The following is a 13,353-nucleotide window of genomic DNA, read 5'->3' as shown; positions in this document are numbered from 1 at the left end:
TCAGACAGCGAGTAGCTGTCGGAAAGGACAAGGATATGAAAAGAAGATTGTTGGAAAGAACAGGAGCATCCTGTATGGCGCTGGCCATGCTGTTCATGATGAGCGGGGGTGTAAGCATCCATGCGGATGAAGTGAGTGCCGAGACACCGCTTACAGCACAGGAGAAGGCAGCACCTGCGGCATCACTGGACACAACGGCATTGAAAAATGCGGACGCAACCTTAAAGACAGAAGCCGATGGTAAGCTTACCCTGACTGTCAGAGCGAAGGACGGATATTACTTTACGGACAGTCCGCTTGCTCGTAGCGATAACAGCAACGTAACAATACGAAGGAAAAGTGATAGTACCGCCATGGTTTATAACTATGACGTCTCTATATACGGCGATGTCACTGATTCCTACATGATTTCAGTGAAGGGGGAAGCAGTCGTACTGACTTCTTCCAAATTGATTCTGAATACTGATAACTTAAAAAATGCAACTGCCACATTGGAAAAAAATGAAGGAGTCACCCCACTGGATAATGTAATTCTTACACTGAATGCAGATGAGAAAACAGCATTTGAATCCGTGCCGTATGCTGTCATCGATGGTGAAAAGCGTGCCATGAGATCATTTGCCGATGAGAAAACGATGTATACCCTCAGTATCATGAATATTCATAAAGACACCACGATTGAGGTTTATGGTACAGCAGCTTCTACCGAGGCAAGAGGAACGCTGGATAGGATCAAAGTTACCGGTTATGTAAATGAAGAAATTGCAAGCTACAGCACGATTACGTTGACAAATGCAGCCTTCCATAAACTGGCAAAGGGCAGCGATATTTCCTCCTGGTTTTACTCTTTACCAAAAGGAATGCGGGTGATTGCAGCGGATGGAGTAGCAAAAGGCGATACGAGAATGCAAATAAAATTCTGTGGAAAACCGACGGAATTAAGCAATGCTTCCATTGATATCATGATAGAAGATCAATACATCACCAATTCCAATAACGGAATCCTGAAGGTTGATCCTGCCGGCAGTACATGGCTTATCCAAGCTAGAACGAAAACACCTGTGATCACGAAAGGAAACCAAACCTATATCATGGGAAGCAATAAGCCCCTGGAGCTGATCTGTTCCGGAGAGCTGAGAGATCTGTATGGTATTTTTATCAACGGCAGTGCACTCAGTAGTGATTACTATACACTCACATCCGGAAGCACGGTGTTAACCCTGAAGCCGGAGTATCTGAATACGCTGGAAAAGGGAAGCTACACGGTACGTTTTACGTATCATGACGGAAATTATGCAGAAACAAAGTTTACCATAGGTGATAAGAAGCAGGAAGCATCCACGCAAACGAATCAGGAGGAAGCGCCAAATACAGCGGATGCGACTTCCACGGGTCTGCTGCTGGTTACCTTATTGACATCCGGTGCAGGTATGGCGGCAGTATCCGCAAAAAGAAAAAGAGCACGACAGTAGATACTCATGCAAAATGAAAATTTGTAGAAATGTGCTTTGCAAATGACACACCATATGATATGGAAATGATCATACATGCATATACTCTTTCAGGAACTGAAAGCAGGTATACAGTGCTACCGGCAAAATGCTTATGTTTGCAGGGGGCTCTGCCTACACAGCCCTTTAAAAACCTGGCAACAGAAAAATGATCCGGTGTCAGCTGATCTGCGCTGCTTCCATTTATGAAAGCAAAGAGTAGGCTTCACGTTCACTGTACAAAGAATCGCACTATCTAAAAAGCTGAAGCCGATACAGGACTCAGCTTTTTCATATGTTCATTATGCAGACGTTGTATTCGTAAGCCTGGCTTTTACAGCATCCTACGTATCGCATTCCAGAAGATAGACTGCCGCATCCTCCATCTGCAATTCCGTATGAAAAGGGGTAAACTCCTAAAATTTTATGGCTTTATGAACTTATTCTTTCTTTAAAGGATACCTCTATGATGAAAGGAAGAAATATCGCCTGTCTGTGTCAATAAAAGAGCGGTCACCGTGCGGCTCTGTTCAGGGGATTCACTGAAAAACAACCGGGAATTCATCGATAACCGCATATAAAAACACCTGCAAAAAAATGCAGATGTTTACGTATATCCAAACAAGTTCCTATGCCGGAACAACCTCCAGCCAGTAGTCATCCGGATCATGAATAAAATAAATTCCCATCTCTTTGTTCTCAAAGCAGATACAGCCCATCTCCTCATGCAGTCTGTGCGCTGCCTCAAAATCATCTGTTGCAAAAGCGATATGACTCTCATTCTCGCCCAGCTCATAGGGCTGCGGATGATCTTTGAGCCAGGTCAGCTCAATCTGAAAGCTGCCGGTATCATCCTGCAAATAACAAAGCGTGAAGCTTCCATCCTCCGCCTCCAGCTTTCTGGCGACCTGCAGTCCCAGTGCCTGCTCATAAAAGGCGATGCTTTTATTCAAATCAGTTACATTGATATTACAGTGTACAATGCGAAATGCCATATTTCCACCTCCGTCTACCTCTGTATTATACCGTGTTCTTTCAGGAATGAACAGAGTAGTGCAAAAAAACAATGCTGTAGTCATAAGCTTCTGCAAGTCCAAAAAGGTATCCGGTCAACACCGGATACCTCACACGTACTATTTAACCTCGTTTAAAATACTCTGCACCTTCGGTATGACATAATGGCTTTCACCAATATCCTTGGTATCATCAATCATAACGGTAACCGCTATGTTATCATTGACTGCACTCAGCCAGCCGATTTCCTGTTCCCCGTGATTCACCTGTGCAGTACCGGTTTTCCCGGCTGCTTTGGTAGGGTTATCCCCATATCCGGACATGGAAGCCTGCAGGTCTTCAAACACTGTTTTCGCAGTAGCTGCGCTGTACGCGTTCTTCACCATGGTTTTTGCTTTTCCATCCTCATATACCAGATATGGCTGCAGGATGCTGCCGTCATTGACATAGGCGGTATACAGGGCCGTCAGATGAAGCGGGGATACCAGCAGATCACCCTGTCCATAGCCGGTTGCCGCAAGCTTCTGTGCATTCTCCAGCTCATCCCCATACGTGGACTTCGCAACTGTGAACGGAAAATCCATCTGCTTGCGGAATCCGATTTTATCGAGATAGCTGGTGTATGTCTCTGCACCGATCTTATCCGCTACCTGTGCAAAGAAGATATTATCGGAATAGATATAGGCATTTTTCAGATTGCTTGGCTCTGCATAGGACTGCGTCGTCGTTACATAATTCTTTCCCCAGCTGGAATCCTTCTGCCACTTGTCTGTTTTTTCAAAGGTGGTTTCCGCTGTGATCGTCTTGGAATCCAGAGCGATGGCTCCGGTAATCGCCTTAAAGGTAGAACCCGGACAATAGGTGGAAACAAAGCGGTTCAACAGCGGCTTCTGCTTGTTGCTGTTCAGGGAGTCCCATGTTTTGCTATCCATGCCCATTGCGAAATCATTGGGATCATAAGCCGGTGTACTGACCATTGCCAGAACCTCACCGGTATGGGAATTTATGATTACCGCACTTCCTGCATCCTTCTTCAGCTGATTGTATGCGGAGCGCTGTGCTTCGATATCAATGGTCGTACGAATATCCTGACCGTTTCTGGCCTTCTGTTCGGCAACGGTATCCTTCAGATCACCATTTTCATCCAAAATGATGATCTTACAGCCGCTGACTGCCCTCAGCTTGCTTTCATAAATACTTTCCAGACCGCTCTTACCGATGATACTGGTTGCGGTATAGCCTTCCTTCTTATGCTTTTCCAAATCCTCAGCGGTGACATTCTGCACATATCCGGTGATATGCGCTGTCATTTCGCCATACGGATACACGCGTCCGGTGGTTTCCTGTACAAAGGCACCGTCAATTTTTCGAAGCCCCTCAATGATTTCCGCACGCTTCGCTGCCGTGATCGTTTTGATTGGTACAAACATATCATCCTGTACCCAGGAGGCTGACAGTGCTTTTTTGATACTGTCCTCACTGACATCCAGAACTCTGGCCATGGCAGAAACCGTATCCGCCTCATTTCCCAGCTTTCCTGCTATCAGGCCAACCTGAAATACACTTCCCTGCTGTGCCAGTGCTTTTCCGTTCCGGTCAAGAATCGATCCTCTTTCCCCCTCGGTAACGGACACATTCACCTTATCCGAATCATGCAGCTGCGGAAATATCTGCGTGCTGTCCCATACAATACGGTAATCACCATCTTCCTTAACCACCGTCGCCTTATTGTCAAAATCAATGGTTCCGGCTGCACTCTTCATACGAACATGATAGCTGATTTCGCTTCCGTCATCCCCTGTATCCGAACTGTCTTTGATTTCCATCGAGAAATCAGATGCGTCGATCCCCTCATAAATATTTTTGTTTCGCGTAATAAAATCTTCTTCCTTCCATTTCTTTTTCGCGTCGCTGCTGATCAGGGAATACATGTCCTTGTATTTGCCTTCTTTCAAAAGATCAGTATAGGAAAGCAATACGGACTCCGGCTTTGAACCGCCGCTGAATAAGAAATACGCCGCAACCGCAACGATTGCAACTGCCGCAACGATACCGGCGATCCCCCAGAGTTTCTTTTTATCTGTCATAAAGCAAGCACCTCCTCATTTTATGTTTCTATTTTACCATGGTCAGGTAAGCATTTCCATGCCGGTTTTACCTTTACAAAGAACCTTCCATAAATTGTAAGAAATTAAGTGAGGTTCCTACTCTGCCGGTTTTCTTTCTAGTATATGGCAGAATTCTCAGTTTTTGATTTGTTTCGTCATCTTTTTGTTGTACAATGAAAGAAGAAACAAAAAGGTGGTGACGTCTATGCAAAGCAAAGGCAAGGCAAACAGTAAGGCGGACATACAGCATGATCATCTCACTGCTCTGTGGAATAAGGAGGCAGGGGAGGAGCTGCTGGATTCCTGTATCCGTACAGCCAAAGCGCAGAGTACCTCCTTTCTTGCGGTCCTTCTGGATATCAATGATCTGGATACCATAAACAAACGCTGTGGACATCAGGAGGGGATCGGATCCTGCAAAGGGTAGCGGAAAAACTCGCAGCAGTCTGCAGACCGGGGATTTCGCAATCCGTCTGGGCGGTGATGAGTTTCTCCTTGTTTTTCAACAGCTTTCCAAAAAAGAGGTACGCAACCTGCTGGATCAAATTCTGAATGAACTGGAGGAAGAAAGCAGGGAGTTTCCCTATACCATGGGCTTCTGCTTCGGAATTACACAGATCATGGCGGATATGGAGCTGTCAGTGAAAAAAATCATTATGCGTGCAGATGATGAAATGTATCTGTCAAAACGCCGCTATCATCTGGAGCAGTCAAGAAAAGCCTTTGCGCTGCGCCCTTACCATGAAAGTGAGGAGGTGCGCCAGTTTTCCTATGATAAGGATCTGCTGCTGAGTGCCCTGATGCAGAGCAGCGATGATTATATCTATGTATGCAATATGAAGGAGGACCCTTCCTGCTTCCGATATTCCCGTGCCATGGTTGAGGAATTTGATCTCCCATCGGAAATCGTGCATGATGCTGCCAATGTATGGGGCGCAAGAATTCATGAGGCAGACCAGAAGATATTTCTGGAAGGGAATCAGGAAATTGCCGATGGCCGTGTGGATTTTCACAATGTGGAGTATCGTGCCAGAAACTGCAGAGGCGAGTGGGTGTGGCTCAGATGCCGCGGTCATGTGGAGCGGGATGAGGATGGACAGCCGGTTTTGTTTGCCGGCATTATCACCAATCTGGGACGTAAGAATAAAATCGATTATCTGAGCGGTCAGTTTAACAAATATGAGCTGGAGGATACGCTGCAGATGATGGTTGCCAAGGAGGAGCATTTCTTCATGATGATCCTGGATCTGGATGGTTTTTCCAGCATCAACAAGCTGTACAATCACCAGTTTGGAGATGAGGTGCTGGCCAAGACGGCGCAGATCATCCAGTCTGTTCTTCCGGAATATGCAAGGCTGTACCGCAATGATGGTGATGAATTTATCGTTCTTCTCAGGAGCTGTACCGATTCCAACGAGATTGCCGGCTTTTATCACAGGCTCCAGCAGGAGCTGGGGCATCAGCGCATTCTGAACGGAAAGAAATACCACTGCACGATTTCTGCCGGCTGTGCCTGCTTTCCAAAGGATGGCGATGATATGATGTCACTGACGAAGAACGTCGGTTATGCACTGGAGGCAAGCAAGCGCAATGGTAAGAACAGACTGACGTTCTATGAGAAGAAAATGTCGGAAACAGAGCTGCAGGAGCTGGATATGCTGGAACAGCTGCGTTACAGCATGGAACATGATTTCGAAGGCTTTTCCCTGCAGTATCAGCCGCAGGTGGAGGCAGACAGCGGCCGTATAATCGCTGCGGAGGCACTGGCCAGATGGCACAGCAGCATGTATGGCAATGTATCGCCTGTGGTGTTCATTCCCTTGCTGGAAAAGAGCGGGATGATACTCACCATCGGTAAATGGATATTTGAAACAGCCCTCAGGCAATGTGCAGCGTGGCTGAAAAAGTGTCCGGATTTCTGTGTCAGTGTGAATTTATCCTACCTGCAGCTGTATGAGGAAGGATTCATCACATTCATGAAGGAAACGCTGAAGAAGTGCCATGTTCCCAGCCGCAATATCATTGTGGAAATGACGGAGAGCTATATGGTGAAAAGCAGTGAGGAGCTGCAGGCGATCTTTCAGGAGATACGAAGCATCGGTGTGCGTATCGCCATGGATGATTTTGGAACCGGATACTCCTCTCTCGGTGTTTTGAAAAATTCCCCTGCGGATATTGTGAAAATCGACCGGATTTTCATTAAGGATATTTTAAACAGTGAATTTGATGCGACCTTTATTCAGTTTGTTGTCAGATTGTGCCATGATGTGAATATTCGTGTTCTGCTGGAGGGTGTGGAGACAAAGGCGGAATATGAGAAGGTAAAAACCATGGGACTGGACGATATTCAAGGCTATTATTTTGGAAAACCGATGCATCCCGAGAAACTGGAGGAGCTTTTGCGGTAGATGGCAGGCTGCCATGCTGCCTGCAGCTTTTATGGAAATCAGATAAAAAAACAGGAAGTCATGTGAACATCCGGGTACGGAACATATCCGTTCAGGATGAAGCAGACTTCCTGTTTGCCATTTATAAAAGCATCTCCGCATGTCCAAAGAAAGATAACAGGGCAAGGTGCGAAAAACGTTTTATCAGGCATCGGCTTTCCTTCTTGACGCCATCCGCTTTATGATACCGTGTTCCAGTGGGCGGGTATGTGCAGGTGATTGGGGAGCCTTGTCAAGCTGTCACCGATGGCGGTGTTCAGCTGCATCTGGGTCAGAAAGAAACAATTACGCAAATCACTGCCGGCAATGCGGCAGTCCCGCATATCACTTCCCAGAAAACAGGAGCCCTGCAGGTCGCAGCCTGACAAATCAGCGGCAAGCAGAGACTTCATACTGAAATCCGTGCTTCGCAGTCTTTTATTGGTGAACCGCTTTCCCATTGGATGCTTATGAGGATAAGGATGCCGAAGCTGCTTTTGCTGCATCGTCTTTTTTAACAGGCGGTTGGTCTGCTCATGCAGGGAGTCGATATCAGCGGTAAGTACCTTTCTCCAGGGCTGTCTGCGTACCGTGTCCAGTGTTTGAATCAGCACCTGCAATTCTCCATGGAAGGAAGCAGTTTCCTTCTGCAGCAGTGCTTCCCCGAGATACCAGAGCATCTGATGCAGGGAAAACAGCTTTCTGTATACTGCAAACATATCCTGGTCCGCAGGTACATTCTTTTGAACGGCAAATTGTCCCGCACCCAGGCAGTCGTAGCCAAGACAGCCCTTCATGCCCTTCTGCTTCAGCTCATGATGAATTTTGCAGGTATGATCGCTGCATAAATAGCTGCAGGATACACCGCAAGGCTTATCCTGCGGAAAACCATCCAGCTTTGAAAAATAAAGTGCTCTGCAGCAAAGTCCCCTGCATAGAGAACAGTCTGCATATAGGGCCAGTTCTTCGAGAATCATGAAGCCACATCCTTACAGCTGCAAAACGCAAGAGCCAGATACAGCAGATAGGAGCTGAAGCAAAACAGTACAAACAGCCATACCGGAATTCGCAGCACGATGATATTCTGAAACAGCAGCATACAGCCAACACTGATGCATAATGTAAACAGCCACAGGAGCAGCAACCGCCGTTTTACTGCCTTATCGTCGTTTTCAAAGCTGCTGCGGCAAATCCACTGCACAATGCATACGGCGCTTATGCCCAGCAGGATATCCAGCAGCAGTGTTGATAAGGAAAGCGGATAGGTGCTTTGTATATCGAGCTGCAGCAATGCATGAAGGCCGTCCTTTGAAAGAAACAGATTGATAACGCCCAGAATGGCAATCAGGAGAAAGACAATCTGCAAACGCTCCCGCAGCTTTTCCAGCTGTGAGCGCGGCGGCAGCTCTTTGATAACCGTGTCACAGAATGCCTTGTAATCCTCGGGAAACACCTCATCCAGAGGTGCATTGCGCTGCTGTGCCTCCAGCAGCATCAGTGTCAAATCATAGCGGACCTTTTCCTGCTGCAGCTCACTGATATCGGCACCTCGCAGATAACATACGATATCTGTCATAAGCCTTTGGTAATCTTCACATAAAGTCTTATCCAGACGATTATTTTCTTTGTGCAGCATTCGCATGTTACGATTCATATGCATATCCTCCCATCACAGCGGCAACACCCTGCTGCAATTCCTTCCAATGCTTCATAAAATCCTGTATTTCCAGATGACCGGCTTTTGTAATGGTATAGTATTTTCGATTGGGGCCGTAAGCCGATTTGCGAAATTCACTGTTGATACATCCGTTTTTCTCCAGTCGAAGAAGCAGCGGATAAATCGTACCCTCCGATATATTGGAAAATCCGTAGCTCTTCAGCTTTTGCGAAATATCATACCCATAGGTATCCTCCTGTGCAATCACGATCAGGATACAGTTATCCAGAATACCCTTCATCATCTGACTTGGCAGCATGGCGTCACCTCCTCACTATCTTGTTATACAAGTTACAGCTATATTGTAAAACAAGATAGCGCATCCGTCAAGACCCTATTCTCTGTTTTCAGCGTTGTTATACGGAGGGAACGTGTCTCTTTCATCTGCATGATCGCTGCACTTTACCTCACCGCATCATCCTTCTGCCTTTCCTCGCACTTGTCCACCAGGTGCCCTTTGGGGATGAATGTATCATCAGCGAAAACTTTGCATCAGCTTTTATGGAAAATGGCTGTCTTCTCCGATATATTTCTAGTATAATATAGAAAAGCACAGAAAGAAGGAACCGGTATGAGCGCTTATATTGAATTTCAGAATGTGAAAAAGATATATAAAATGGGGGAAGTGGAAATCCAGGCACTTGCCGGTGTGGATTTTACCATTGATAAAGGGGAGTTTGTAGTAATTGCAGGAGCCAGCGGTGCCGGTAAAAGCACAATACTGAATATTCTTGGCGGCATGGACTCCTCAACAAGCGGCAATATTTTTGTGGATGGAACTGAAATCAGTAAATTTAATGCCAAGCAGCTGACAACGTACCGGCGCTATGATATTGGGTTTGTTTTTCAGTTTTATAATCTTGTGCAGAATCTGACTGTAAAGGAAAATGTGGAGCTGGCCACTCAGATTTGTAAGCAGCCGCTGGATATCGATGAAACGATTGAAGCTGTCGGACTGAAGGAGCGTGCCTCCAATTTCCCGGCACAGCTGTCCGGTGGAGAACAGCAGCGTGTGGCAATTGCCCGCGCACTTGCCAAAAATCCGAAGCTTTTGCTGTGTGATGAGCCGACAGGGGCACTGGATTACAATACCGGAAAACAGATTTTGAAGCTTTTGCAGGATACCTGCCGGCAGCGCGGAGTCAGTGTTGTAGTGATTACACACAATCTGGCATTGACTGCCATGGGAGATAAGGTAATCAAGGTACGAAACGGAAAAATTGACAGCATCACGATCAATGAGCATCCTTTACCGGTAGAAAGGATTGAATACTGATATGAAAAAGAAAGCCCTTCTGAAAGATACCCTGCGGGAAATCCGCAAATCCTTCGGTCGCTTCTTTTCCATCTTTGCCATCGTCGGCATCGGAGTCGCCTTCTTCGCCGGAGTACGGGACAGTGTACCGGTGATGAAAAATACTGCGGATACTTATTTTGATGACTATAATTTCATGGATCTGAAGATTATGTCGACCATCGGCATGACAAAGGAGGATGTTTCCGCTATCCGTCAGGTGGATGGAGTGGCCGGCGTGTATGGCAGCTACAGCATGGATGTACTCAATACGCATAACAATCAGCAGCGTGTCTACAAGCTGCTGTCTTATCCGATGAATGCGAAGGCAGAGGATGAAAACTATATCAATCAGATGCGGCTGATCAAGGGGCGGCTTCCCCGGAAAGCGGATGAATGCGTCATCGAATACACCAACATCAAGGGAGCAGATTCCAGAATCGGAGAAATGATAACCTTTGCGAGCGGTACGGACGAAAAACTGGATGCGTCATTAAAGCGCTCAACCTATAAAATCGTCGGAGAGGTAACGATGCCGTATTATCTGTCCTATGAAAAGGGCAGCTCCGCCATCGGCAGCGGCAGTATTGATAATTATGCGGTGATTCCGGATACCAACTTCAAATCCTCCTATTATACGGAGGTGTATGTGACGGTTGACGGCGCAAAGAAGCCCAACTCCTATGCGGATGCTTATTTCGATATCATCGATCCCAAAAAGACCACAATCACAGCACTGGGAGAGGAGCGTGCACAGGAGCGCTTTGACGATATCAAAAAGGAAGCCCTTGCCAAGGTGGAAGCCGGTCGTAAGGAATATGAGAAGAATAAAAAGAAATATGAGACAGAAATAAAAAATGCCAAGGACAAGCTGGAGAATGCAAAAGATGAACTGCTTGTTGGACAGGCCACCCTGAATGCAGAGAAAAGCAGTGCGGAAAGAACCATACAGGAAAAGGAAGCACAGCTGCAGCAGAGTGAACAGACCCTGTCCCAGCTGAAATCTCAGTACTCCAGTGCGAAAAGCTATCTGGACGCGCAGCAGAAAAAGCTGGATGACAATCTGCCGCAGATACAAAAGCAGATAGCGGAAGCCAAAGCAAAGCTGTCCTCACTGGATGAGGAACTTGCCAAAGTGGATACGCAGCTGCAGGATCCGAATCTAACAGAGCTGGATAAACAGCTGCTGCAGGAGAAAAAGGCGGCACTGGAAACCTCGCGGCAGGTTGCTTCTCCTGCATTAACGATGCTGGAAGCACAGATATCAACAATGCAGGAAATGGTAACCATGGCAGCCTCTCAGCTGCATGCACTCGAAACCCAGATTGCGACTGCCCAGCAGCAGATTGAGACGGGAAAGCAGCAGCTGGCATCCGCCAGAGTGAGCGCACAGCAGGAAAGTGCGGCCGCACAAGATAAGATAACAAACGGACAAAAGGAAATCGCGCTGGGAAAGCTGGAGCTTGAGAAGCAGGAAAGGGACGGTGCTGCCAAGCTGCAGGAGGCAAAGGAAAAGCTGGATCGGTCAGAGGAAGACATCAACAGCATGGAAACGCCGAAATGGTATGTACTGGACCGCCATTCGCATTACTCCTATATGGATTATGGAAGTGCTGCGGACCGCATGGGAGCAATCGCCAAGGTGTTTCCGCTGTTCTTCTTCCTTGTTGCGGCTCTGGTATGTCTGACGACGATGACCCGTATGGTCGATGAAGAACGTCAGGAAATCGGTACCCTGAAGGCACTGGGATATTCCAAGCCGGATATCGCGATGAAATTTGTAGCCTATGCGGCGATTGCCAGTATCCTTGGTGGAATCTGCGGGGCAGTAATTGGCATGATTGTCTTCCCGACAGTGATATTCAATGCCTGGGGAATTATGTATACACTGCCGGATGTTCAGCTGCAGGCGGATATCGGACTGGCGGCCCTTGCCATCGGGCTTGCCTCCGTGATAACGGTAGCTGCAGCACTTGCGGCCTGTTATAAGGAACTGGTGGAAACGCCGGCCCTCCTCATGCGTCCCAAGGCTCCGAAAAACGGTAAGAAGATTTTACTGGAGCGTATTCCATTTATATGGAAGCGATTCAATTTTATTTACAAGGTGACCGCGCGGAATATCTTTCGCTATAAAAAGCGTTTCCTCATGACGGTGATTGGAATCAGCGGCTGCAGTGCCCTGCTGGTAGCCGGCTTTGGTATTCAGGATTCCATCGGGGAAATTGCGGTGAAGCAGTATGGGGATATCTTCAAATTTGATGTCACCATGACATATAAAGGTGAGGATACGCTCAGCCAGAAGGAACAGGAATTGAACGAGCTGCAAAAGGACTCCCGTGTGAAGTCTGCCACTGCTATGGCGGTATATCACGGCTTCTATGCGGATGAGGGGGAGGATAAGGGAATCGACCTGTATGTTCCTCAGGATGTGGAAAGCCTGCATACGTATATCTCCCTGCGTCAGCGCGGCTCCAATGAAGCGATCAGCTTAAACAATGACGGAGCAGTTATCACAGAGAAAATCGCCAAGGATAAACATCTGAAGGTCGGCGATACTTTCCCGATTGACAATGGGGACGGTGTAAAGAAGGATGTGAAAATTGCGGCTGTCACAGAGAACTATGTGGGGCATATCGTATATATGACACCCTCCTATTATAAGAGTGTCTATCACAAGACACCGCAAAGTACCGGCATGTTTGCCATCATGCGGGACAGCAGTGAAAAGGATGAACAGGCGCTGGGAAATGCCTTTATGAAAAAGGATACCATTGATTCTGTATCCTTCTATTCCGGAATTGCAGCATCCTTCCAGGATACGATTGCATCCCTTTCCTTCATTGTTGTTGTACTGATTATCTCAGCCGGACTGCTGGCATTTGTCGTACTTTACAATCTGACGAATGTCAATATATCGGAGAGACTGCGTGAGATTGCGACCATTAAGGTACTGGGCTTTTATGACAAGGAGGTCAGTGCCTATGTATACAGAGAGAATATTTTTCTGACACTGATCGGTGCGCTGGCAGGGCTGGTGCTGGGAATCGTCCTGCACTCCTTGATTATGTCGCTGGCAGAGCTGGATACGGTGATGTTCGGAAGAAATATCGAAAAGCTTTCCTTCCTGTATTCCGTGGCAATCACGATGGTGTTCGCCATCATTGTGAATCTGGTAATGTATCGCAAGCTGAAAAAAATACCGATGGTGGAATCCCTGAAATCGGTGGAATAGAAGCTGAAAAAAGACACTCACAGATGCAGGGAAACGGGTATACAATCGGTGGAAGAGGTGTTTGATATATCC

At 47.0% G+C, this 13,353-nt stretch carries 10 protein-coding genes; 5 read left to right on the top strand and 5 right to left on the bottom strand.

Annotated elements, in window-relative coordinates:
* The first annotated feature begins 35 nt into the window (after nucleotides 1–35).
* Entirely contained in the window at nucleotides 36–1,472 is a 1,437-nt protein-coding gene (locus ACG3M1_RS19210; protein WP_224721004.1) for a hypothetical protein, read from the top strand.
* Nucleotides 1,473–2,119: 647 nt separating this feature from the next.
* On the opposite strand, the gene ACG3M1_RS19205 is transcribed toward ACG3M1_RS19210, so the two are convergent.
* Together ACG3M1_RS19205 and ACG3M1_RS19200 are read right to left on the bottom strand one after the other, a co-directional pair.
* Nucleotides 2,120–2,485, bottom strand: a complete 366-nt coding sequence (locus tag ACG3M1_RS19205) for a VOC family protein (protein ID WP_008816707.1) — start codon at nucleotides 2,483–2,485, stop codon at nucleotides 2,120–2,122.
* A gap of 138 nt (nucleotides 2,486–2,623) precedes the next feature.
* Nucleotides 2,624–4,591: a penicillin-binding transpeptidase domain-containing protein gene (locus tag ACG3M1_RS19200; protein WP_008816708.1), complete on the bottom strand. Its 1,968-nt coding sequence runs from the start codon at nucleotides 4,589–4,591 to the stop codon at nucleotides 2,624–2,626.
* Between the two features lie 226 nt (nucleotides 4,592–4,817).
* Between ACG3M1_RS19200 and ACG3M1_RS19195 the strand changes: the two genes are divergently transcribed.
* Nucleotides 4,818–5,039, top strand: coding sequence for a GGDEF domain-containing protein (locus ACG3M1_RS19195; RefSeq protein ID WP_008816709.1), 222 nt, complete (start codon nucleotides 4,818–4,820; stop codon nucleotides 5,037–5,039).
* Nucleotides 5,002–7,020, top strand: a complete 2,019-nt coding sequence (locus ACG3M1_RS19190) for an EAL domain-containing protein (RefSeq protein WP_021420720.1) — start codon at nucleotides 5,002–5,004, stop codon at nucleotides 7,018–7,020. The genes ACG3M1_RS19195 and ACG3M1_RS19190 overlap by 38 nt, the downstream gene beginning before the upstream one ends.
* 218 nt (nucleotides 7,021–7,238) lie before the next feature.
* On the opposite strand, the gene ACG3M1_RS19185 is transcribed toward ACG3M1_RS19190, so the two are convergent.
* Genes ACG3M1_RS19185 through ACG3M1_RS19175 form a run of 3 tightly spaced genes read right to left on the bottom strand, consistent with a single transcriptional unit; the run spans nucleotide 7,239 to nucleotide 9,014 of the window.
* Complete coding sequence (locus tag ACG3M1_RS19185; RefSeq protein WP_008816712.1) at nucleotides 7,239–8,015, bottom strand: pentapeptide repeat-containing protein; 777 nt, start codon at nucleotides 8,013–8,015, stop codon at nucleotides 7,239–7,241.
* Nucleotides 8,012–8,692 carry a hypothetical protein gene (locus ACG3M1_RS19180; protein ID WP_008816713.1) on the bottom strand — a complete coding sequence of 227 codons (681 nt, stop codon included), beginning with the start codon at nucleotides 8,690–8,692 and terminating at the stop codon, nucleotides 8,012–8,014. The genes ACG3M1_RS19185 and ACG3M1_RS19180 overlap by 4 nt, the downstream gene beginning before the upstream one ends.
* A complete protein-coding gene (locus ACG3M1_RS19175) occupies nucleotides 8,682–9,014 on the bottom strand; it encodes a PadR family transcriptional regulator (RefSeq protein ID WP_008816714.1) in 333 nt (110 codons plus the stop codon). Before ACG3M1_RS19175 ends, ACG3M1_RS19180 begins: the two co-directional genes overlap by 11 nt.
* Nucleotides 9,015–9,326: 312 nt before the next feature.
* On the opposite strand from ACG3M1_RS19175, the gene ACG3M1_RS19170 reads away from it, so the two are divergent.
* Complete coding sequence (locus ACG3M1_RS19170) at nucleotides 9,327–10,031, top strand: ABC transporter ATP-binding protein (protein ID WP_002605795.1); 705 nt, start codon at nucleotides 9,327–9,329, stop codon at nucleotides 10,029–10,031.
* A gap of 1 nt (nucleotide 10,032) precedes the next feature.
* On the top strand, nucleotides 10,033–13,281 hold the full coding sequence (locus ACG3M1_RS19165; RefSeq protein ID WP_008816715.1) for an ABC transporter permease: 3,249 nt from the start codon (nucleotides 10,033–10,035) through the stop codon (nucleotides 13,279–13,281).
* The last annotated feature ends 72 nt before the right edge of the window (nucleotides 13,282–13,353 follow it).

The organism is Clostridium sp. 10cd*, from assembly GCF_044336395.1.
Lineage (GTDB): Bacteria > Bacillota_I > Bacilli_A > Erysipelotrichales > Erysipelotrichaceae > Clostridium_AQ > Clostridium_AQ innocuum.
Note: the sequence above shows the minus strand (reverse complement) of the source record. Positions and strands in the feature narration are given on the sequence as shown.